Below are 20,158 nucleotides of genomic sequence, written 5' to 3'. Positions count from 1 at the left end.
GTGTCCCCGTGTCCGACGCCGACCGAGTGAACCCTCCGGCTTTCCCCATGCCGCGCGAGTGCCCGTTCTCGGCCCCGCGCGCCTACGCCGACCTGCGCCGGCGGGGGCCCGTGGCCCGGGTGTCCCTGCCGACCGGCCGCACGGCCTGGGTGGTCACCGGCTACGAGGAGGTCCGCGCGGTGCTCGCCGACCCCCGCGTGAGCGCGGACATCCGCCGTCCGGGGTTTCCGGCGCTGGTGGAAGGAGAACAGGAGGCCGGCACGAAGACGACGCCGTTCATCCGCATGGACCCGCCCGAGCACTCCCGGTTCCGGCGGATGCTGCTCGCCGAGATGACGGTGCGCAAGGCCCGCCGGATGCGCCGCGACATCCAGCGGATCGTCGACGACCGGATCGACGAATTGCTGAACTACGGCCCGCCCGCCGACCTGGTGACCCATTTCGCCCACGTGGTCTCCAGCACCGTCATGTGCGAGCTGGTCGGCCTGCGCCGCGGCGACCAGCTGTTCCGGCGCGTCACGGAGACCCTGGGCTCGCAGGTCTTCGGCGGGGGCGGCAGCACCGCCGAGGGGGCCAGCGAGGGCATCGGCGCCCTGGGCGCGGTGGTGGAGGACGCCGTGCGCGCGAAGGAGGAGGACCCCGGCGAGGACCTGCTGAGCCGCCTGGTCCACGAGCGGCTGCGGTCGGGCGAGCTGACCCGGCAGGAACTGGTGACCACGATCAGCATCCTGATCGTCGCGGGGTGGGAGACCACCACCAACCAGATCGCGCTGAGCGTGCTCGCCCTGCTCCAGCGGCCCGACCTGCTCGAACGGCTGCGGCGCGACCCCGCGGTACTCCCGCAGGCGGTCGAGGAGCTCCTGCGGACCCTGTCCGTGGGCGACTCCATCGCCCTGCGCACCGCCACCGAGGACATCGAGGTCGGCGGGACCGTGATCCCCGCCGGCGACGGGATCATCCCGCTGCTGGCGGCCGCCGACCACGACCCCGCCGTGTTCCCCGACCCGGAGCGGATCGACTTCGACCGCACCGGCAGGACCCACGTGGCGTTCAGCTACGGGATCCACCAGTGCGTCGGCCAGAACGTCGCCCGCCTCGAACTCGGCGTCGCCATCGGCACCCTGGTCGACCGGATGCCGGGGCTCCGGGCGGCGGAGCCGTTCGAGTCGGTCCGCTTCCGTCACGACGGGATCGCCTTCGGGCCCGAACGGGTACTCGTCACGTGGTGACCGCCCCGTCCCCCGGCGCCGTGAGCGTGCCCAGGTAGGGCACGCCCGCGGCGTGGGGCGCGGGCGGCGGCGTGAGGCGCAGACCGCTCTCCCGGGCGAGCTGTTCGAGCTCCAGCGTGTACCAGCGGTACTGCTCGCGGACCTCGCGGACGGGCTCGCCCCCGCGGAGGACGCGCCACTCGGTGTCGAGCCGCATCCGGTCCGGCCCGTCCGGTTCGCCGGACATCCACCACTCGTACCGCTGCTCGCCGAGTTCGGCGTGGCGCAGCAGGGTGGGGCCCATCCTCATGGGCTCGCGCATCCCCGTCAGCTCGACGACGATCGGGGCGCCGGGCGCCAGGCGCTCCGCCAGTCCCCGCAGGAGGTCCCTCCGCAGGTCCGGGTCGAGGTGGCCCAGCACCCCGCAGATGACGACCCCGCACAGCCGGTCGGGCAGCACCCCCGGCTCCAGCAGGCGCTCCGCGGCGTGGGGGAGGACGGTCACCCGCTGCGCGAGCCCGGGGTCGTCGCCGACCCTGCCCGTGAGCAGGGCGCGCATCCCCGCAGCGGGTTCGGCGGCGATCACCCGGCAGTCGGGGTAGGCCGCCGCGACCTGCCGGGTGACCAGTCCGCTGCCCGCGCCGACGTCCACCAGCGGGCCGGTCCGGGGGTCGATCCCGCTCAGGCACGCCACGACCGCGGGGCCCGTGCGCGCGGTGTGCTCGCGGGCGCCGAGGTCGAAGAACTCCGCCGCCTCGTTGTAGTCCGACAGGTCCGCCGCGTGCGGGCGGGCCGGCTCACCGGGAGGGGCCGGGGCCTGCCGCGCGGCCGCCCCGGACCCGGGCGCGGCGGGTGCCGACGCCCCGGCTGCGCCCGGCGCCGCGAGCGCGCCCGGCGCCAGGGGCTCGGGGGCGGGGGGACGGATCAGCTCCGGCGGCCCCAGGCGTTCCATCAGCTCCCGCCAGAGGGCGAAGACCGCCAGGTCCTGCTGGGCCGACCGGAGCGGGTCCCCGCCCTCGGCGACGGCCGCGGCGAACCCGTCGAGGGCCTCGCCGATCGCCTCGGGCCACAGCTCGGAGAAGATCTCGGAGATCCGGGGCGGCGGTCCCGCCTGGCCCAGGACCGCCGACGCGGGCAGCCGCAGCGACTCGGCCCCGGTTCCGGGTGTGAACACCAACCGGTGCCCGGAGTCGCGGGGGGAGTGGATCCGCGGGTGCCACAGCACGGGCCCGTGGGTGTCGGCCAGGGTCAGGACCCCGCCTTCGGTCCCCACGGCCACGCGGTGCCAGAAGAGGGAGTGGTTGTCCCGGTCCCCGGGGTGGATCTGGTTGTGCACCCGCAGTGTCAGCGGGGCTCCGGCGATGGCCCCGTGCAGCAGGCTCAGCGGCGCCTCCCCCTTCGCCGCCGCCACGACGTCCTCGGTCGGTGGAACGGGATCGCCCAGCCTCCAGGGCCGGGTGCCGCCCAGGGCGCGCGCCAGGATGTCGATCAGGGGGGCCAGGACGTGGACCGGGGCCGCCGCGTCGACGAACAGGACACGCTGCAGTCGGCGCAGTCGGCGCGCCGCCTCGATGAACTCGCGCACCGGGGCCACGTGGGGGTAGTGGGTGTTGACCTGGAACTGCCGGCCGGCCTTCCTCGCCGCGCGGAGGGACTCCGACAGCTCGTCGGGGTGCAGCGGGTGTTCCTGGAGCACGTGCACGCCCTTGGCGAGCAGTGTGCGCGCGAGTTCGGACCCCTGGCCTCCCATGACCGCCGCGGGCACCGCCACGACGGCCGCGTCGATGTCGGCGGGGAGCTCGTCCGGGGAGGTGTGGCAGGGCACGCCGTGCCGTTCGGCCAGTTCCCGGGAGTGACGGCTGCCGGTGGAGAGGAGCCCCGCCAGGGTGAACCCGGGGTGGCTCCGGACGGCGTCGAGGTAGAGGCGGCCGAAGTTCGTGCCGCAGACGACGGTGCGCAGCGGTGCCAGCGCGTTCACAGCTCACCGTCCTCGACGGCCTCGGCCGCGTCGCCGGGGACCGGCGGCGCGGCGGCGTGGTGGTGGACCGCGAACTCCGCGTCCCCGTTGGCCCTCAGCGCCTCCACCGTGGCCTGCGGGTCCATCGCCTGGGCCGCGTAGTGCAGCCCCTTGCCGATGCGGCCGGCCAGGACGTCCAGGGCCGCGAGCGCGGCGACGGCGCCGGTGAGCCGGTAGCTGCTGTCGCAGTGGACCACGCAGGTGCGTGCCCAGTCCCGGCCCGAGAGGCTGAACACCAGCCGGTAGTAGGGCACGCCGCCCGCGGCGTCGACCTCGGCGGCGCGCCGGATGCGCCCGGTCACCGCGTCGCGCTGCTCGGCGGTGTCCATCGGCAGGGTCGGCAGCGCGGTGAGCAGCTCGCGCACCTGTGCTCCGGGGAGGACGTTGTACCAGTCGGCCTCGGCCAGGTCCATGTGCGCGGCCAGGCGCTCCACCTCGGTGGTCAGGAGCGGTTGCAGGGCGACCGGGTGGGGGAAGTAGGGGGCCTGGGCGCTGTCGGCCACCCGCAGGACCCCAGGGGCGCGGCGGCCGTGCCGCCAGGCCGCGAGGGGGTGGCCGAAGCGCTCGCCGCCCGCTCCCCCGGTGTCCAGGGAGAGCACGATGTCGGCCGCAACGCTCTCGGTCGCGTGTTCCAGCCCGCCCGCGTAGCCGGTCATCCTGAGCGCCGGACCGTTCGCAGGGCCGGCCCCGGCGAGCCAGAGGGGGACCAGGCCCGCCAGGCCGGGGACGGTCCCGGCCGACAGGACGACGCAGCGGTCCGGCCCGACCGCGCCCGACTCCGTCAGGGACTCGTGGACGGGGTCGTCGCCCATGACGTCGACGACGTCGGCGCCCGCGGCCAGTCCGGCCAGCGCGACGGTGTCCTTGAGGAGGTAGCTGGGACCGGCGCAGTTGACCAGCAGGGTGCAGCCGGCGCTGAACCGGGCGAGCGAGGCGGGGTCGGAGGCGTCGACCCCGACGGTCTCGCTGCCCTCGGGCCAGGGGCCCGGGGGGACGGCAGAGGGCCGCCGGGCCCCCAGGCGCAGCGGGCCCGCTCCGGCCTCGGCCAGGGCCGCGGCGGTGTGGCGCCCGACAGCGCCGGAGGCGCCGATGATGCCGATCAAGAGGTCTTCCCTTCGATGATCTCGTGCAGGTGGTCGTCGACCGTGGGGACGTTCTCACCCGTCATGCAGGTGAAGTGCTCGCCCGGGATGTCGCGGGTGCGCAGTTCGCCGAGGCAGATCCTCGCCCAGTGGTCGGCGATGGTGTCGGCGCTGCCGGGGAAGGGGTAGGCGCCGTTGTGCCGCAGGAAGGTGATGTCGCCCGCGTAGGGCTCGGCCCGGTGCCGGCTCAGCGCGAAGGTGCTCTGCTGGTAGGTGCGCAGGGCCCGGAGCAGGCCCTCGGGCTGGTAGGTGTCGGCGAGCTCGGGCGGCAGCGCCTCGCACATGCGGGTCACCCGGGCCATGCGCGGCACCGCCTCCAGGGCCTCGAAGGCGGCCGCGACGTCGGCGAACTCCCCGTCCAGGTCGGCGATCGCGCCGTCCAGGACGGCCTCGGGAGAGCGGTCAAGCACGGCGGAGACCGCCTCGCCCACGCGCTCGGAGTCGGCGGGGAACCCGATGTGGGACGGGTCCATGCCCATCATGAGCGAGAAGGAGTACTCGGAGAGCAGTTCGTCGTCGATGCGGAAGGTCGGGCTGTGGCTGCTGATGACCGTGAGGCTGCGGACGGTGGCGCCGGCTTCGGCGAGCCCGCGGGCCACCTCGGTGGCGATGACCCCGCCCACGCAGTAGCCGACGACGTCGACCCGTGTGTGTCCGGCGTCGAGCAGGGCGCGCACGTATTCGGCCGCCGTGCGGTCGATGAGCCCGTTCGGGTCGGCGTTGCGGAAGTTCTCGGGCGCCGGCAGCTCCAGGCCCACCAGCCCGTGTCCTTCACCGGAACGGGCGCGGAGCCGGGTGACCAGGGGCCGGTACGGCAGCAGGGTCCCCGTTCCGGCGTGCACGAGCACGGTCACCGGGGCGCCGGGCTCGGGCCGGATCAGCTCCACCAGAGGCGAGTTCTCGGCGTCCGCCTCCGCCTCGGGGGCGGAGAGCTCCCGCAGGTAGGCGGCGAGGCCGGCGATGGTCGGCCTGCGCAGCAGGTGGCGCAGGACGACCTCCCACTCGAGGTCCCATTCGTGGCCGGCCAGCCCGTCGCGCAGCCGTCCGACGATCCGGGCCACCAGCAGCGAGTCGCCGCCCAGCGCGAAGAGGTCGTCGTCGCGTCCGATGCGCTCCGTCTCGAGCAGCTCTGCCCACAGGGCCGCCAGTGCGCGCTCGAGGTCGTCGCGGGGGTTCTGGTCGCCGGCCTCCTCGGCGGGGCCGGCGCCCAGTTCGAGCGAACGCTTCTCCAGCGCGCCGCGGTCCAGCTTGCCGTTCTCCGTCCTCGGCAGGGCGTCGACGACCTCCCACTGGGAGGGCACCGAGTACTCGGGGAGCAGTTCGTGGCCGCGGCGCGTCAGCGACGCCACCTCGACCGGCTCCTGCAGGGGCTTGGCACGGACCAGGTAGAGGTGCTGGCCGAAGGCCCGGGCCGTTCCGGTGTCCTCGGGGAACGCGGCGGCGACCTGGTGGCCGCGGTCGCGGAACAGCTCCTGCCACTGGTCGTGGCGCAGGAACGTCTGCTCCTGCTCCTGGCGGACGTCGGTGAACGGTCCCGCGTGCTCGGCCGTGAACTCCGCGGAGATCCGGAGCGCGTGGTCGTCGTCGTCGGTGTTGGCCAGCAGGAACATCCACCCGCCCGGCGCCACCAGGGTGGAGAGGCGCTCCAGGGCCGCTTCCACGTCGGGGAGGTTGTCCAGGACGCCGACGCAGACCAGCAGGTCCACGGAGTTGCGGGCCAGGCCCTGCCCGGCGGGGTCCTGCGCGGGGTCGAAGGCCGCGCAGCGCACGCGCGGGTCGTCGGAGAAGTCCTGCTCGAACACGGACCGGTTCTGCGCCGACGCGTCGGTCCCCAGGTAGTCGACCCGGTGGTCGGCCAGTGCGGGCAGCAGGTCGCCGGCCACGCCGCCGCCGCGCAGCCCGACCTCCATGATCCGCAGCGGTTCGGCGGTGTCGCGGGTGCGTGCGATCTCGGCGGCCGCGGCGGCCAGGACCGAGCGCAGCGCGGAGGAGCCGGCGTTCGCGGCGTAGGCGGCGGTCAGCGCCCGCGGGTCGGCGCCGGAGAACGGCCGGGCCGCCTCCTCCCGCCCGGCGACCAGGTCGGCCAGGTGCTCGGCTCCGGCACGCACCGTGGCGAACAGTTCGGGACTCCACCGCGCCTGCTTCTCGAGGCGGGCGGCCTCGTCCCAGGCGCGGACGGTGGCCTGCGGGCCGGGGGCGCGCAGGCCGGCGAGCTTCCCGCCGGGGGTGCGCTCCAGGAGGCCGTCCGTGACGAGCCCCCGGATCCAGCGCCGCACCAGGCGGTGGTGTGCGGGGGCCGCTCCCAGCGCGTCGCACACCTGTTCCGGTGTGAGCTCGCCGCCCCCGGCGAAGGCCGGGGCGAGTGTGTCGGCGATGGACGCCGCGGCCGCCTCGCCGAGCGCGGCGCGGAACGCGGCGAGTCCGTCGAGGTCCACCTGCTGCCCGGCCTGCCGGGCGGCGTCGCGGACGGCGGGGAGCAGCGTCTCCGGGAGCGGGAGGGGGGTGTCGCGGTGGGCGGGTTCGACGAAGGCCGTCAGGCTCTGGCCCGCGCCCGTGGGCCCGGATCCGCGCCCGCCGGTGAGCACGACCGCCGCCGCGCCCACCTCCGGCAGCGACTCCACCGCCGCCTGGACCTCGCCGAGCTCGATCCGGTAGCCGCGGATCTTGACCTGCTGGTCCTCGCGTCCGAGGAACTCGATCACCCCGTCGGGCCAGTAGCGGCCCATGTCGCCGGTGCGGTAGAGGCGCTCACCGGTCTCCGGGTGCCGGATGAACCGGGCCGCCGTCCGCTCCTCGTCGCCGAAGTAGCCCTGGGCCAGACCGATGCCCCCGATGTACAGCTCGCCCACGACCAGGTCGGGACAGGGCCGCAGCGCCGTGTCGAGGACGTGGAACGTCTGGTTGTCCATCGGCCTGCCGTAGGGGATGCTGCGCCAGGCGGGGTCGACCCGGTCGATCGGGTGGTGGATGGACCAGATCGACGCCTCGGTGGCGCCGCCGAGGCTGTGCACCGCCATGTTAGGGGCCCAGGTCCGCACGGCCTCGGGCAGCGCGGTGGGGATCCAGTCGCCCGAGAGCAGCGCGACGCGCAGGGAGGGCAGGGGCGGGTCGTCGGCGCGCAGGTAGTCGTGCACCATCTGCAGCTGTCCGGGGACCGAGTTCCAGAAGGTGACCTGCGCGGACCGGACGGTCTCGATCCACTCGGAGGGGTCGCCTCGGCGCGCGGGGTCGGGCAGCACCACGGCGGCCCCGACCGCCAGCGGGCCGAAGATGTCGTAGACGGAGAGGTCGAAACCGAGCTGGGCCAGTGCGAGGACGCGGTCGTCGGCGGTCACGTCGAACCTGCGGTTGACGTCGGTGACCGTGTTCAGCGCCGCGGCGTGGCTGATCATGACGCCCTTGGGGGCGCCGGTCGACCCCGAGGTGTAGATGACGTAGGCCAGGTCGTCGGGGCCGGTGTCGGGCCGCGGAGGCGGACCGGAGGCGAGGGGGAGGCTGTCGACGGCGACGGTGGTGCATCCCGGGGGCCACTCCCCCTCCTCCACCAGCCAGGACTGGGTCAGCACGACCGAGGCCCCGGCGTCGGTGAGGATCGCCGTGCGGCGGCGCGCCGGCTGCGTGGTGTCCAGGGGGAGGTAGGCGGCGCCGGCCATCAGGGCGCCCAGGACGCCGGCGACCTGCTCCCACCCCTTCTCCATCGTGACGGCGACCAGGTCGCCCGCGCCGACGCCGGCGGCGCCCAGCGCCCGTGCGACCGCCGCCGCGCGCCCGACCAGCTCGCCGTAGGTCAGCGAGCGGTCCCGGTCGATGACGGCGACGCGCCCGGGGTCGCGCTCGGCGGCGGCCAGCACCCCCTCGTGCAGCAGGGCGCGCGGCACCGGGGCGGCGGTGTCGTTGACCCGCTCGCGGACGGCGCGGGTGCCCTCCGGCAGTTCGACGCGGGCAGCCTCGTTCCAGGCGTCCGGGTCCTCGGCCAGACGGGTCATGAGGGCGGTGAAGGCGGCGAAGAGGTCGGCGGCGGTGTCACCGCCCAGGACCCCTTCGCGCACGTCCCAGCTCAGGGCCAGTTCGTCGGCGCGCTCCATCACCTGGCAGTCCAGCCAGACCTGCGGGGTCTGGGTCTGGGCGTGGCGGATGGCCGCGGCGGGGCGGCGGGCTGCCGCCGAGCCGAGCGTGCTGGTGAACACGACCGGCATGAGCACGGTGTCGCTGTCGCTGCGCCGGGTGAGGTCGGCCAGGACCTGGCTCCCGGTGTACAGGGAGTGCGCGAGGTCCTCCAGCAGGGTGTCGCGCAGGGTGGCCGCGCGTTCGGCGAACGTCTGCGCGGGCCGCAGGTCGACGGCGAGGAGTTCGACCGCGGTGAAGTCCCCCACGAGGCGGTCGACGTCGGCGTGCAGGGGCAGGCGGGTGAAGGTGGGGACGTTGAGCGTGAACTGCGGGCTGCGGCTCCAGCGGCCCAGCACCTCGGCGTAGGCGGCCATCGCGGCGGCCGAGGCGGTGACCCCGGCGCGGGCGGCGTTGGCCTCGAAGGACGCGCGCTGCTCGGCGCCCAGGATCTCCTCGAAGCGCCGGAAGGCGCCGACCCGGCCGCCGTCGGCGGGCAGCGGCAGGTCGGGGGCGGGGGGCAGGGTGGGCAGCCGCCGGGTCCAGTAGTCGCGGGCGCGGTCGTACTCGCCGGTGAGCGTCTGGTTGCGGCGCGCCAGGACGTAGTCGCGGAAACCGATCTCCGGGGCCTCGGTCTCCCGGCCGTGGTAGGTGTCCTCAAGCTCGGACAGGACCAGCAGCAGGCTGGCGTAGTCGACGATGAGCTGGTCGATCGACAGGTGCAGGACGAGTTCGTCGGCGCAGCGCGTCATCCGCAGCTCGAACAGCGGCGGCACGTCGGTGGGCGGGACCCTGGAGGCGAGTTCCCGGCGCACCAGGTCCACGCGCTCCTCGACCTCGGCGGGGGTGGCGCCGCGCAGGTCGGCGGTCGGCACCGGCGTCTCCGGGATCTCGGGCAGGACCTCCTGGAAGCCGTCGGGGTGGACCACCGCGCGCAGCATGCCGTGGCGGCGCACCACGGACCACCAGCTCTCCTGGAGCCGCTCCGGGTCGGTGTCGGCCGGGAAGGAGAGTTCGACGTAGACGTGGCAGGCCACTCCGCCGTACCCGTAGGCGCTGCCGCGGCCGACCAGGTAGGCCGCCTGGATGTCGGTCAGCGGGAAGGGGGTGCCGGCCGACTGGGGGTCGGGGGTGATGCGGGTGGCGAGGCGGCGGGCGGTCAGGTGGGCGAGGACCTCGGCGCGGTTCTCGCGCAGCAGCGCCTTGCGCTCCTCGGTCAGCACGCCCTTGGGGGCGCGGAACCGCAGGGCGCCGTCGTCCTCCCAGAGCCGGATGCCGTCCTTCTCCATCTCGGAAACGAGCTGATGGGCGTTCATAGGATTCCGCTTTCTTCGTCGTCGCGGGAGGCGAGCGCGTGGTCGACCTGTCGTGCCAGGTCGGCGAGGGTGGATGCGGTGAGGAAGGAACGGACCGAGATCTCGACGCCGAACGCCTCACCCGTGGCTGTGACCAGGCGCAGCGCGCTCAGGCTGTCGCCGCCGGCGGCGAAGAAGTCGGTGTGGCGGTGCTCGGCCCCGGCGCCCAGGAGTTCGGTCCACAGTGCGGCGATGCGGAGCTCGGTCCCGCCCGTGGGCGGTCCCGACGCGGCGCGCTCCCGGACGGCGGCCTCCTCGGCCAGCGCGCCGCGGTCCACGGCGCCCTCGGCGGTCAGGGGCAGGCGGGGCAGGCGGGTGATCCGGGCCGGTACCGCGAAGGGGGGCAGCAGTCCGGACAGGTGGCGGGAGAGGCCGTCGGGCTCCTCCCCGTCGGCGGTCACCGTGTAGGCGTGGAGCCGGCGTTCGCGCCCCTCGCCCACGGTGACCACCGCCGCGTGGACGACGCCCGGGTGCGACTCGATGGCGCCTTCGACGGCGCCGATGTCGACGCGGCGGCCGTTGAGCCGGGCCTGCGGTTCGGGGCCGAGGAACTCGACGGCGCCGCCGGGCAGGTACCGGGCGCGGGTCCCGGTCGGGCGGAGCCGCCCGTCCGGGTCGGACTCCCCGGCCGTGGCCGGGTCGGGCGCGGCGTCGGGGCCTGCGATCCAGAGGTCGCCGATCACCTGGTCGGGGCATTCGCGGCCCGCGGAGTCCACCACGCGCAACCGGTGGCCCGCCAGGGGCCGCCCGGAGGGCGCCGAGCGGTCCGTGTCGGCGTCGAGCTCGACGGCGCTCGCCCAGCCGGCGCTGCCACGGCCGCCGTACAGCGCGACGAGCCGGCCGCCGCCGGTGGCCCGGCGCAGGCGCCCGGCCAGTCCGGCGCCCACCCGGTCGCCCGAGACGAGCGCCAGGCGCAGGTCGCGCAGCGGCGCGCCCTCGCCGGCCGGGGCCGCCGCGATCAGCTCGTCGAGCAGCATCGGCGGGCCGTTCCACACCGTCGCGCCGTGTTCGGCGGCCAGCGCGGCCGCGGCGCGCGGGTCGGTCGCGACGTCGGCCGCGGGGCACACCAGTGCGCCGCCGGCGCCGAGCGGCCCGAACACGCTGAACGCGTCCACGGCCGCCGCCGGGGGGTCGCCCGCGAGCACCCGGTCCCGCGCGTCGATGCCGAACCTCTCGCGCACCGCGGCGATCGTCGCCGCCGCCGACCGGTGGTCGACGGATTCGACCGCGGCGTCCTCCCCGTCCGGGCCCGCCTGGACGGTGACGTAGGCCCTCGCCCCGGGGTCGGCGGCGACCGCGGTCCGCAGGGGGGCGGCGGCGGCCAGATCGGTGAGTTCGGCCTGGTCCGGTCCGTCCGCGCGGCCGGGGCCGACGATCACGACGCGGGCCCCGGCCGCCCGCCGGTCCTGTTCGCGTCGCGAGGGGGGCGCCCCCGGGTCGCCCAACAGGTAGGCCGCGCCGGTGGAGAGCACACCCAGGATCGCGACGACCCGGTCGGCTCCGGGGGGCAGGGTGATCGCGACGACGTCGCCGGGGCCCGCGCCCCGCTCGGCCAGGCCGCCCGCGACCCGGGCGGCCCGCGCGGCGAGTCCGCCGTAGGTGAGGGGCTCGCGGCCGGGGGCTCCGAGGACGGCGGGGCGGTCCGGGTCCTCCTGGGCCCGGCGCAGGACCTCGCCGTGGAGGGTGCCCTCCGCGGTGGCGGGGAGGGGGCCCGGGGCGGGACGGCGCGTGTCCGCCTGGGCGCGCGGGAGCACCGGCGGGGCGACCGCGTCCCAGTCGTTCCCGGCCAGCCAGGCCAGCATCGTGTTGTAGGCGTCGAACATGGAGTCGAGCACGCCGGGACGGAACAGTTCCTCGATGGCGTCCCAGGTGACCATGACGCCGCCCTGGGACTCGGTGACCTGGTTGTCCAGGAGCACCTGCGGGGTCTGGGAGATGCCCCACACCTTCTCGGGGAAACCGTCGGAGAGGTCCTTGACGGTGCGGTCGCCCACCCCGACGGAGCTGCTGAAGACCACGGGCATGGCCGCGTCGACCGCCCCGGTGCGCTTGGCGAGCTCCTGCAGCAGCCAGGTCACGGAGGCCTCGCGGTGGTCGAGGTCCTCGCCCATGACGCGCTGCAGGCGGTGCGCGGCGGCCGGCCACGGCTCCCCGGCGCGCGGCTCGTAGCCGAGCAGGGACACCGAGGTGAAGTCGCCCATGATCAGGTCGATGTGGGGGTGGACCGGCTGCCGGTTGAACAGGGTGAGGTTGACCGCCACCTCCGGGTCGTCGCTCCAGGCCGACAGGACCTCCGCGTAGCAGGTCAGAAGGACGACCGACGGTGTCAGGCCGTGGGCGCGGGCCTTGTCGGTGATCGCCTCCCAGTCCCGCGCGCGGAGGGGGCGCCGGCGGCGGGTGAAACGGGGGTGCTCCACGGTGGAGGGGTCGGCGACCAGCGGGAGCGCGGGTGCGGGCGGCAGTGTCCGGAGCCGGCGCGTCCAGTGCCGGCGCGCGTGCTCGACCGCGTCGGGGTCGGGTTCGGACTGCAGGACGTAGTCGCGGAAGGAGACGTCGATCGGCTCCAGCTCCGCCCCGGGGTCGCTGTAGAGCCGGTCGAGCTCTCCGTACAGGGCGATGATCGAGGCGGCGTCGAGGACGATGTAGTCGAGCCCGATCGCCAGGCGCGTGCGCGTGGCGCCGCCGCTGGGATAGCGCACGGCCCGCAGCTCGAACAGGGGCCACCGGGTCAGGTCGATGCTCAGGTGGGAGGCCTCCTCGCGCAGCGCGGCCAGGGCCTGCGCGGCCTCCTCCTCGGTGGCCGCCTCCGTGACGGCCACCGTGACCGGCGGCGTCTTCGGCAGGATGCGCTGGCGTCCGTCCTCGTCGAAGACGGCGCGCAGCATCTCGTGCCGGTCCACCAGGGCCGTCCAGGCGCGTGTGAACCGGTCGAGGTCGACGTCGGAGCCGTCGAACTCGCTGTAGTGGTAGGTGCCCACGCCGCCGAGGGAGAGCCTGCTGTCGCGTCCGATCCAGAACGCCCGCTGGACGTCGGTCATCGGGAAGGGCAGGTGGCGGTTGGCGGTGTCGCCCTCGCCCAGGACGGTGCCGGTCGGCGGTTCCTGCCGGGTGAGGGTGGCGGCGAAGTCGGCCAGCGCGGGGGAGGAGAACAGGCCCGCGACCCGTGCGCCGCCCGCGCCGCGCTCCCGCAGGGCGCCGATCATCCGGGTGGCCAGGAGCGAGTCGCCGCCCAGGGCGAAGAACCCGTCGTCGCGCCGGATGCCCTTGACGTCCAGGAGCTCGCCCCAGACCTCGGCCACCACGGTCTCGGCCCACCCGCGCGGGGACCGGTCCCCGTCGCCGTCGTCCTCGGGGGCGCGGCCGGTCGCGGCCGTGGCCAGGGCCTCGGCGCGCCGACGGTCGGGCTTGCCGTTGGCGGTCAGGGGGAGGGCGTCCACCAGCACGATCTGGGTGGGGACCATGTAGGAGGGGAGGTTGCGCTCCAGGGTGGCGCGGAGCTCCGCCTCGGCCGCCGGCCCCGCCGCCGCGGCGGCCACCAGGGCGAGCCTGCGCGGTGTGCCGGTGACGAGCGCCACCGCGGCGGAGACGCCCGGACACGAGGCGGCGGCGGCTTCGACCTCGCCGAGCTCGATGCGGTGTCCGCGCAGTTTCACCTGGTGGTCGGCGCGGCCGAGGAACTCCAGGACGCCGTCGGAGCGGTAGCGTGCCCGGTCGCCGGTGCGGTACCACCTGCGGCCCTGGTCGGTGACGAACTTCTCGGCGGTGCGCCCGGGGTCGCCGCGGTAGGCGGTCGCCAGTCCCGCGCCGCTGACCCAGAGCTCGCCCGGGACCCAGTCGGGGCGGTCGCGGCCGTGGTGGTCCACGACCCGGGTGCGCATGTTGGGCAGCGGGAGGCCCCACGGGATCGACGTCCACGAGGGGTCGACCCGGTCGACCTCGAACACCGTGGAGTGCACGGCGGCCTCGGTCATCCCGCCCAGGGCGGTGAACCGCGCCCGCGGGGCCAGGGCGTGCAGGCGCCCGGGCTGGTCGAGGCCGACCCAGTCGCCGCCGAGCAGGACGAACCGCAGTCGGTCGCCGAAGCCGCCGGGGCGCGACTCGGCGGCGGTCAGCACCATGTCGAGCAGTGCGGGCACGCAGTTCAGGAGCGTGACGCCGTGCTCGCGCATCAGCGCGACCCAGTGGTGGGCGTCGCGGCGGGCCTCGTCCGAGACGAGGACCACCGACCCTCCCGCGGACAGGGGGGCGAAGAGGTCGTAGACGGACATGTCGAAGTCCAGGTCCGCGAGGGCCAGCCCGCGGTCCCGCGGTCCCACGTCGAAGCGGTCGTTCAGCGCGGCGATCGTGTTGACGGCCGCCCCGTGCGAGACCTCCACGCCCTTCGGGACCCCGGTGGATCCCGAGGTGAAGATGACGTAGGCGGTCGCGTCGAGGGGCTGTGCGAGGTCCGGCGGCGCGGGCGCGCACCCGTCCGCGTCCTCGACCAGCACGACCGGCGGTCCGGTGCGGCCCTGCGCCGGACCGGCGGGCCGGTCGGCGTGCGCGGCGTCGGTGAGCAGGGCCGCGGCGTCGGCCGCGGCCAGGATGCGCGCCGTGCGCTCGGCGGGCTGTTCCACCCCGACGGGGACGTAGGCGGCGCCCGCGCCCAGGACTCCGAGCACCGCGGCGACCTGTGCCGCGCCCCGGGGCAGGCTGACCGCCACGGCGTCGCCCGGCGCCACCCCGGCCCCGGCCAGCAGCGCGCTGACACGGCCCGCGCGGTCGGCGAGCGCGCCGTAGGTCACCGGTTCGCCGGCGTCGGGGATCAGGGCGAGGGCGTCGGGGTGTTCGCGGGCGGCACGGAAGAAGCCCTCGTGCAGCCGCTCGGTCACGGCGGGCGCGTCGGTGGCGTTGGCCGCGGCGCGCACGCGCGCCTGGTCCTCGGGGAGCGGCAGGCGCACGGGCCCGGTCCAGGCCGAGGGGTCGTCGACGAGGGAGTCGACGAGGTCGCGGTAGGCCGCGAACGCCGCCTCGGGGACGCCGGGTTCGAACGCGCGGTACCGCACGTCCCAGTTCAGGAGGAGCCCGCCGTCGAGTTCGGTCACCTGTGCGTCCAGCCAGACCTGCGGGCCCTGGGAGATGATCCACACGGGCTCGCCGAACGCGGCCCTGACCTCGGAGTCGTAGACCTCGCCCAGCCCCAGGGCACTGGTGTAGACGACGGGGGCCAGGGCCGGAACGCCGTCGGAGGCGCGGGAGAGGTCGCGGAGCACCTCGACGCCGGAGTAGGAGCCGTGGGCGGCCGCCGTGCGCAGGCGGGTCTGCACGTGGCGCGCGGACTCGGCGAAGGTGCGCTCCTCGGTGAGGTCGACGTCGAGCAGGATCGAGCTGCTGAAGTCCCCGACCAGCGACTCGGCCCCTTCCACGTCCAGGTCGCGGTGGAAGAGCGGGAGGTTGAGCAGGAACCTCGGGGAGTCGCTCCAGGCCCCGAGGGTCTCGGCGAAGGCGCCCGCCAGCGCGGCGGCGGGGGTGACCCCGTGGCCGCGCGCGGCGGCCAGCAGCCGCTGCTTGCGCTCGGGGTCGAGCCAGTGGTGCAGCCGGGTGGTCGGGTGGAAGCGCGGTGCGGCCGAGTCCGGGTCGAGGGGGTCCACGACGGTGGGCAGGGCCGGCGGGGCGCTCAGCGACTCCAGGCGCCCGCTCCACCAGGCGCGGTCCTCCTCGCGTTCCCGCTCCCGCGCGGTCCCGACGGCGTCCAGGTAGGCGCGGTAGTCCAGGGGGAGCTCCGGAAGGCCGGCGCCGGGGTCGGTGTAGAGCAGCTGGAGGTCGCGCAGCAGGACCCGCATGCTCGCGGCGTCGGCCGCCAGCATGTCGAGGTCGATGTGCAACCGGGTGGCCCCGCCGGGCAGGAGCGTCAGCGCGAGGTCGAACACCTCGCCGCGCTCGACGTCCATCCGCCGGTGGGTGTAGTGCTCGCGCAGTTCGGCCAGCTGCCGCTCGACCCGCTCGGCCGTCTCCGCGCTCAGGTCCCGCACGGTCAGCGCGGGGCCGGGCGGGTGGTCCAGGACGCGCTGGCGGCCGTCGTCGAGCACGGTGACCCGCAGCATGCCGTGGCGGCGGCGCAGTGCCGTCACGGCGGTCTCCAGGCGCACCGGGTCGACGGCCGAGCCGTCGAGCTCGGCGTAGAAGTGCGCTCCGACCCCGCCGAGGGGCTGGCCCTCCTGGCGGCCGATCCAGTAGGCGTGCTGCATGGCGGCGAGCGGGAAGGGTGTGCCGGGGCCCTCCGCGTCGGTGCGGGGCCCCTGGGCGGGGGCGGCCGGCGCCAGGAGCCGCTGCCAACCGCGCAGGGTCGCCGCTTCCGCGAGTTCGTCGAAGCCGGCCCCGACGCCGGAGCGCCGCCACCTCGCGGCCAGGCGCATCAGGGCGATGGAGTCCAGACCGAGCTCGAACAGGTCGTCATCAGGGCCGATCTCCTCCGGGGGGATGCTCAACAGCGCGGCGACGGCGTCGCGCAGCTCCCCCTCCGTCGTGGGCACCGTTGGCGGACCGGCTGGCAGCGACACGCGTGATCGTCTCCTTGGCTGGCGGCGGGCTCGGGGGTTCCGGCCCGGTTCCGGCGGGGGTCGGGGGGCCGATGGTACAGATGAAAACGAAAACCGTTATCTTTTTTATCCTAAGCGCGGCATCGAGCGCGATCCCCCACTTGTGTGGCGAAGAACGCAAAAGGAGCAGAGATGACGAAGAGTGCGAACCCGCCCGAGGCGCAGGCGCCGGACTGGCCGGGGTGGCCGGAGGAGGCGCGCGAGCGCTACCGGGCGGCCGGCTTCTGGCGGGAGGAGGTCCTGGCCGACGTGCTGGCGCGGCAGGCGCAGCGACGCCCCGACGCCGTCGCGCTCGTCGACGGCGACCGCCGGTGGACCTACGCCGAACTGGCCTCGGAGGCGGGAGCGGTGGCGGCGGGGCTCCACCGCCGGGGGGTGCGCCGGGGCGACCGGGTGGTGGTGCAGCTGCCCAACCGGGCGGAGTTCCTGCTGCTCTGGTTCGGACTGCAGTACCTCGGTGCCGTTCCGGTCCACGCCATGCCCGGCCACCGCGGCCACGAGATCTCCCACCTGCTGCGGACCACCGGAGCGGTCGGTTACGCCGTGGCCGACCGCCACGCGCGCTTCGACTACCGGACCCTGGCCGCGTCCGTGCGCGAGGAGCACGAAGAGCTGCGCCACGTGATCGTCGTCGGTGACACCGGCGGCCTGGAAGGCGCCGTCGGCTTCGGGGAACTGCGCGCCGACGCCCCCGCGAACAGCGTCCCCGCCCCGGCCCGGCCCGACCCCGGGGACATCGCGCTCCTGCTGCTCTCCGGGGGGACGACGGGGACGCCCAAGCTCATTGCGCGCACGCACCAGGACTACGGCTACAACGCCCGCGCCGCCGCGGCCGCCTGCGGCCTCACCGCGGACAGCGTCTACCTCGCCGCGCTGCCCGCCGCCTTCAACTTCACGATGTGCTGTCCGGGGATCCTCGGCACGCTGACCGCGGGCGGCACGGTGGTCATGGCGCCCAGCCCCGCCCCCGAGACGGCGTTCCCCCTGATCGCCCGCGAGGGCGTGACCGTGACGGCGCTCAGCCCCCCGATGGTGCCCGTGTGGCTGGAGGCCTACGCCGACCGGGCTCCGGGCACGGCCGAGCTCGAGAGCCTCTCGGTCCTGCAGGTGGGGGGAGCGCGGTTGGCCGACGACCTGGCGCGCCGCGTCCGCCCCACCCTGGGGTGCGGCCTCCAGCAGGTGTTCGGCATGGCCGAGGGCCTGATCAACGTCACCCGGCTCGACGACCCCGAGGAGCTGGTGTGCACCACCCAGGGGCGGCCCATCTCGCCCGGCGACGAGGTGCGGGTGGTCGACGGGTCCGGCGCCCCGGTGCCCGTCGGCGCCGTGGGCGAGCTGCTGACCCGGGGCCCCTACACGCTGCGCGGCTACTACCGCTCCCCCGAACTCGCCACCACGCACTTCACGCCCGACGGGTTCTACCGGACCGGCGATCTCGTCCGGCTCCGCCCGAGCGGCCACATCGACGTCGTCGGCCGGGTGAAGGACCAGATCAACCGCGGCGGGGAGAAGATCGACGCAACCGAGGTCGAGGGCCAGCTGCTCGCCTACCCGGGCGTGTCCGCGGCCGCCCTGGTGGCCGCCCCCGACCCCGACCTCGGCGAGCGCTCGGTCGCCTTCCTGGTCTGCGCGGGCGCCCCGCCCACCGTCCGCGAGCTCGCCGCCTTCCTGCGCGGCAGGGGCCTGGCCGGCTACAAGTCCCCCGACCGGGTCGAGGCCGTCGACGCGTTCCCCCTGACCGCGGTCGGCAAGGTCGACAAGAACGCGCTGCGCGAGCGGAGCCGCTGAGTGGCGGTACCACCCTGCGCGACCGGAGCAGCACACACAGCGCTGCGACCCCGGCCACACGGGCGCGCGCTTCGCTTGAAAACGATAATCATTTACGATCGGTTCGGTGGCGCCGCCGGGCGCCCGGCGGCCCTGACCGGGCCGCTCCACAGTGAAGAGGACGTTCCCGCGTGCGCATCACCGTCCACCCCGAGGTCTGCATCGGCGCCGGCCAGTGCGTCGTCGCCGCCGACCGCGTGTTCGACCAGGGCGAGGAGGACGGGCTCGTGCGCCTGCGCACCGACCGCCCCGGCCCCGCCGACGCCGCGCACGTGCGCAACGCGGTCGACCGCTGCCCCTCCGGCGCGATCGAGCTCACCTCGGACTGACGTCGCGCTCCCCCGCTCCCCGTCCCCCGCCCTCCCGGGGCCCGCGTCCGCCCCGGGCCGACACCCTCTCGCGGCGGGCCGCGGCCGTGGAGCGGGCCGCGGCCGGCGCGCACGTCCGGGGCGGGCGACCGCGCACGTCCGGGGCGGGCGACCGCGCACGTCCGCCGAAGGGGCGGCCGTCCTCTCCGCCCTCGAAACAAGACCGGAGAAACATGTTGACCACGGGTACACCGGAGGCGGCCTGCGGGCCGTCCGGGGCAAGGAGCCGACCGTGAGCCGTAGCGAAACCGAACAGGTCGAAGGGCCGCTCGACCCCGTCGAGGCCGCCGCCCGACTCGCGGGCTCGGGGCTCTTCCCCGAATACGTCCTCTACGAACGCGAGGGGGTCTGGCGCTTCGGCGGCGGCGAGCGGTGGGGCGTCGACCTCGACGGCGACCGGGTCACGGTCCGCGCCGCCGACGGGACCTCGGACTCCCGCGCCTACACCGGCAGCCCCGCCGACGCTCTGGCGGAGGCCCTGGCCGGACTGCCCGACCCGTCCTGGCGGGCCTACGGCTGGGTGGGGTTCGACTTCGCGCTCCGCTCCCGCGGGGCGGCCCCGGCCGCCGGCAGCAGAGCCGCGCGGCTGGCCCGCCTCATCGTGCCCCGGACCGAGGTCCGCATCACCGCCGACGGGGCCCGGATCAGCGGGGGCGAGGCGCAGCTGCGCCAGAAGGTGCGCTCCCTGCTCCTCGAACCGGTCGCCTCCCCCGCACGGCCCCGCGCCACCCTCGACCCGCAGGCCGACCCCCACGGCTACCGCGCGCTCGTGGGCGAGGCCCTCGCCGAGATCGACCGCGGCGACTACCACAAGGTGATCCTCTCCCGGAAGGTCGACCTGCCCTTCCCCGTCGACATCCCCGCCACCTACGCGGTCGGCCGCAGGGCCAACACCCCGGCCCGGTCCTTCCTGCTGGACCTCGACGGGCTCCGCAGCGCGGGCTTCAGCCCCGAACTGGTCGTCACGGTCGGACCCGACCGCGAGGTCTCGACCAACCCGCTCGCGGGCACCCGGGCGGCGGGGCGCGGTACGGCGGCGGACACCGCCGCACGCGCCGAGCTGGAGGCCGACCCCAAGGAGATCCACGAGCACGCCATCTCGGTCCGCGAAGCCGTCACGGAGATGCGGTCGGTGTGCGCCCCGGACTCCGTCGCGGTGTCCGACTTCATGAGCGTCTCGGTCCGCGGCAGCGTCCAGCACCTGGCCTCCACCGTGAGGGGGCGTCTGGAGGAGGGGGCCACCCCGTGGCACGCCTTCGAGGCGCTGTTCCCGGCGATCACGGCGTCGGGGATCCCCAAGCCGCAGGCGATCGAGGCGATCACCCGCCTGGAGGAGGGACGCGGGCTGTACTCCGGGGCCGTGGTCACCGCCACGTCCCGGGGCGAGCTCGACGCCGCGCTGGTCCTGCGCGCCGTCTACGAGGAGCAGGGCCGGGCCTGGCTCCGCGCGGGCGCCGGCATCGTGTCCGGCTCCCGCCCCGAACGCGAATTCGAGGAGACCGGCGAGAAGCTGGCCAGCGTACTGCCCCACCTCGTGCCCGCGGCGCGACCGTGACCGC

General features: G+C 75.5%; 8 protein-coding genes. 4 read left to right on the top strand and 4 right to left on the bottom strand.

From position 1 onward, the window contains the following. The first annotated feature begins 47 nt into the window (after positions 1–47). Complete coding sequence (locus tag ABZ234_RS01635) at positions 48–1,229, top strand: cytochrome P450 (RefSeq protein ID WP_355010577.1); 1,182 nt, start codon at positions 48–50, stop codon at positions 1,227–1,229. Here ABZ234_RS01635 and ABZ234_RS01630 read toward each other — a convergent pair. From ABZ234_RS01630 to ABZ234_RS01615, 4 genes are read right to left on the bottom strand one after another with little or no spacing between them, the layout of a single operon-like run. Beyond that, entirely contained in the window at positions 1,219–3,186 is a 1,968-nt protein-coding gene (locus ABZ234_RS01630; protein ID WP_355010576.1) for a Gfo/Idh/MocA family oxidoreductase, read from the bottom strand. The two genes, ABZ234_RS01635 and ABZ234_RS01630, sit on opposite strands and share 11 nt — an antisense overlap. Continuing rightward, a complete protein-coding gene (locus tag ABZ234_RS01625; protein ID WP_355010575.1) occupies positions 3,183–4,328 on the bottom strand; it encodes an NAD(P)H-binding protein in 1,146 nt (381 codons plus the stop codon). Before ABZ234_RS01625 ends, ABZ234_RS01630 begins: the two co-directional genes overlap by 4 nt. Then, entirely contained in the window at positions 4,325–9,787 is a 5,463-nt protein-coding gene (locus ABZ234_RS01620; protein ID WP_355010574.1) for an amino acid adenylation domain-containing protein, read from the bottom strand. The genes ABZ234_RS01625 and ABZ234_RS01620 overlap by 4 nt, the downstream gene beginning before the upstream one ends. Continuing rightward, the gene (locus ABZ234_RS01615; protein ID WP_355010573.1) at positions 9,784–16,365 is read right to left on the bottom strand and encodes an amino acid adenylation domain-containing protein; all 6,582 of its coding nucleotides are present in this window, start codon (positions 16,363–16,365) and stop codon (positions 9,784–9,786) included. Before ABZ234_RS01615 ends, ABZ234_RS01620 begins: the two co-directional genes overlap by 4 nt. Positions 16,366–16,536: 171 nt before the next feature. Between ABZ234_RS01615 and ABZ234_RS01610 the strand changes: the two genes are divergently transcribed. From ABZ234_RS01610 to ABZ234_RS01600, 3 genes are all read left to right on the top strand, one after another. Next, on the top strand, positions 16,537–18,192 hold the full coding sequence (locus ABZ234_RS01610) for an AMP-binding protein (protein WP_355010572.1): 1,656 nt from the start codon (positions 16,537–16,539) through the stop codon (positions 18,190–18,192). Between the two features lie 170 nt (positions 18,193–18,362). After that, the gene (locus tag ABZ234_RS01605) at positions 18,363–18,560 is read left to right on the top strand and encodes a (4Fe-4S)-binding protein (protein WP_355010571.1); all 198 of its coding nucleotides are present in this window, start codon (positions 18,363–18,365) and stop codon (positions 18,558–18,560) included. A 271-nt stretch (positions 18,561–18,831) separates the two neighbouring features. Continuing rightward, the gene (locus ABZ234_RS01600) at positions 18,832–20,154 is read left to right on the top strand and encodes a salicylate synthase (protein WP_355010570.1); all 1,323 of its coding nucleotides are present in this window, start codon (positions 18,832–18,834) and stop codon (positions 20,152–20,154) included. The last annotated feature ends 4 nt before the right edge of the window (positions 20,155–20,158 follow it).

Origin of the sequence: Nocardiopsis sp. NPDC006198 (assembly GCF_040613895.1) — a bacterium.
Lineage (GTDB): Bacteria > Actinomycetota > Actinomycetes > Streptosporangiales > Streptosporangiaceae > Nocardiopsis > Nocardiopsis tropica.
This window is presented reverse-complemented; position numbering and strand designations above follow the sequence as displayed.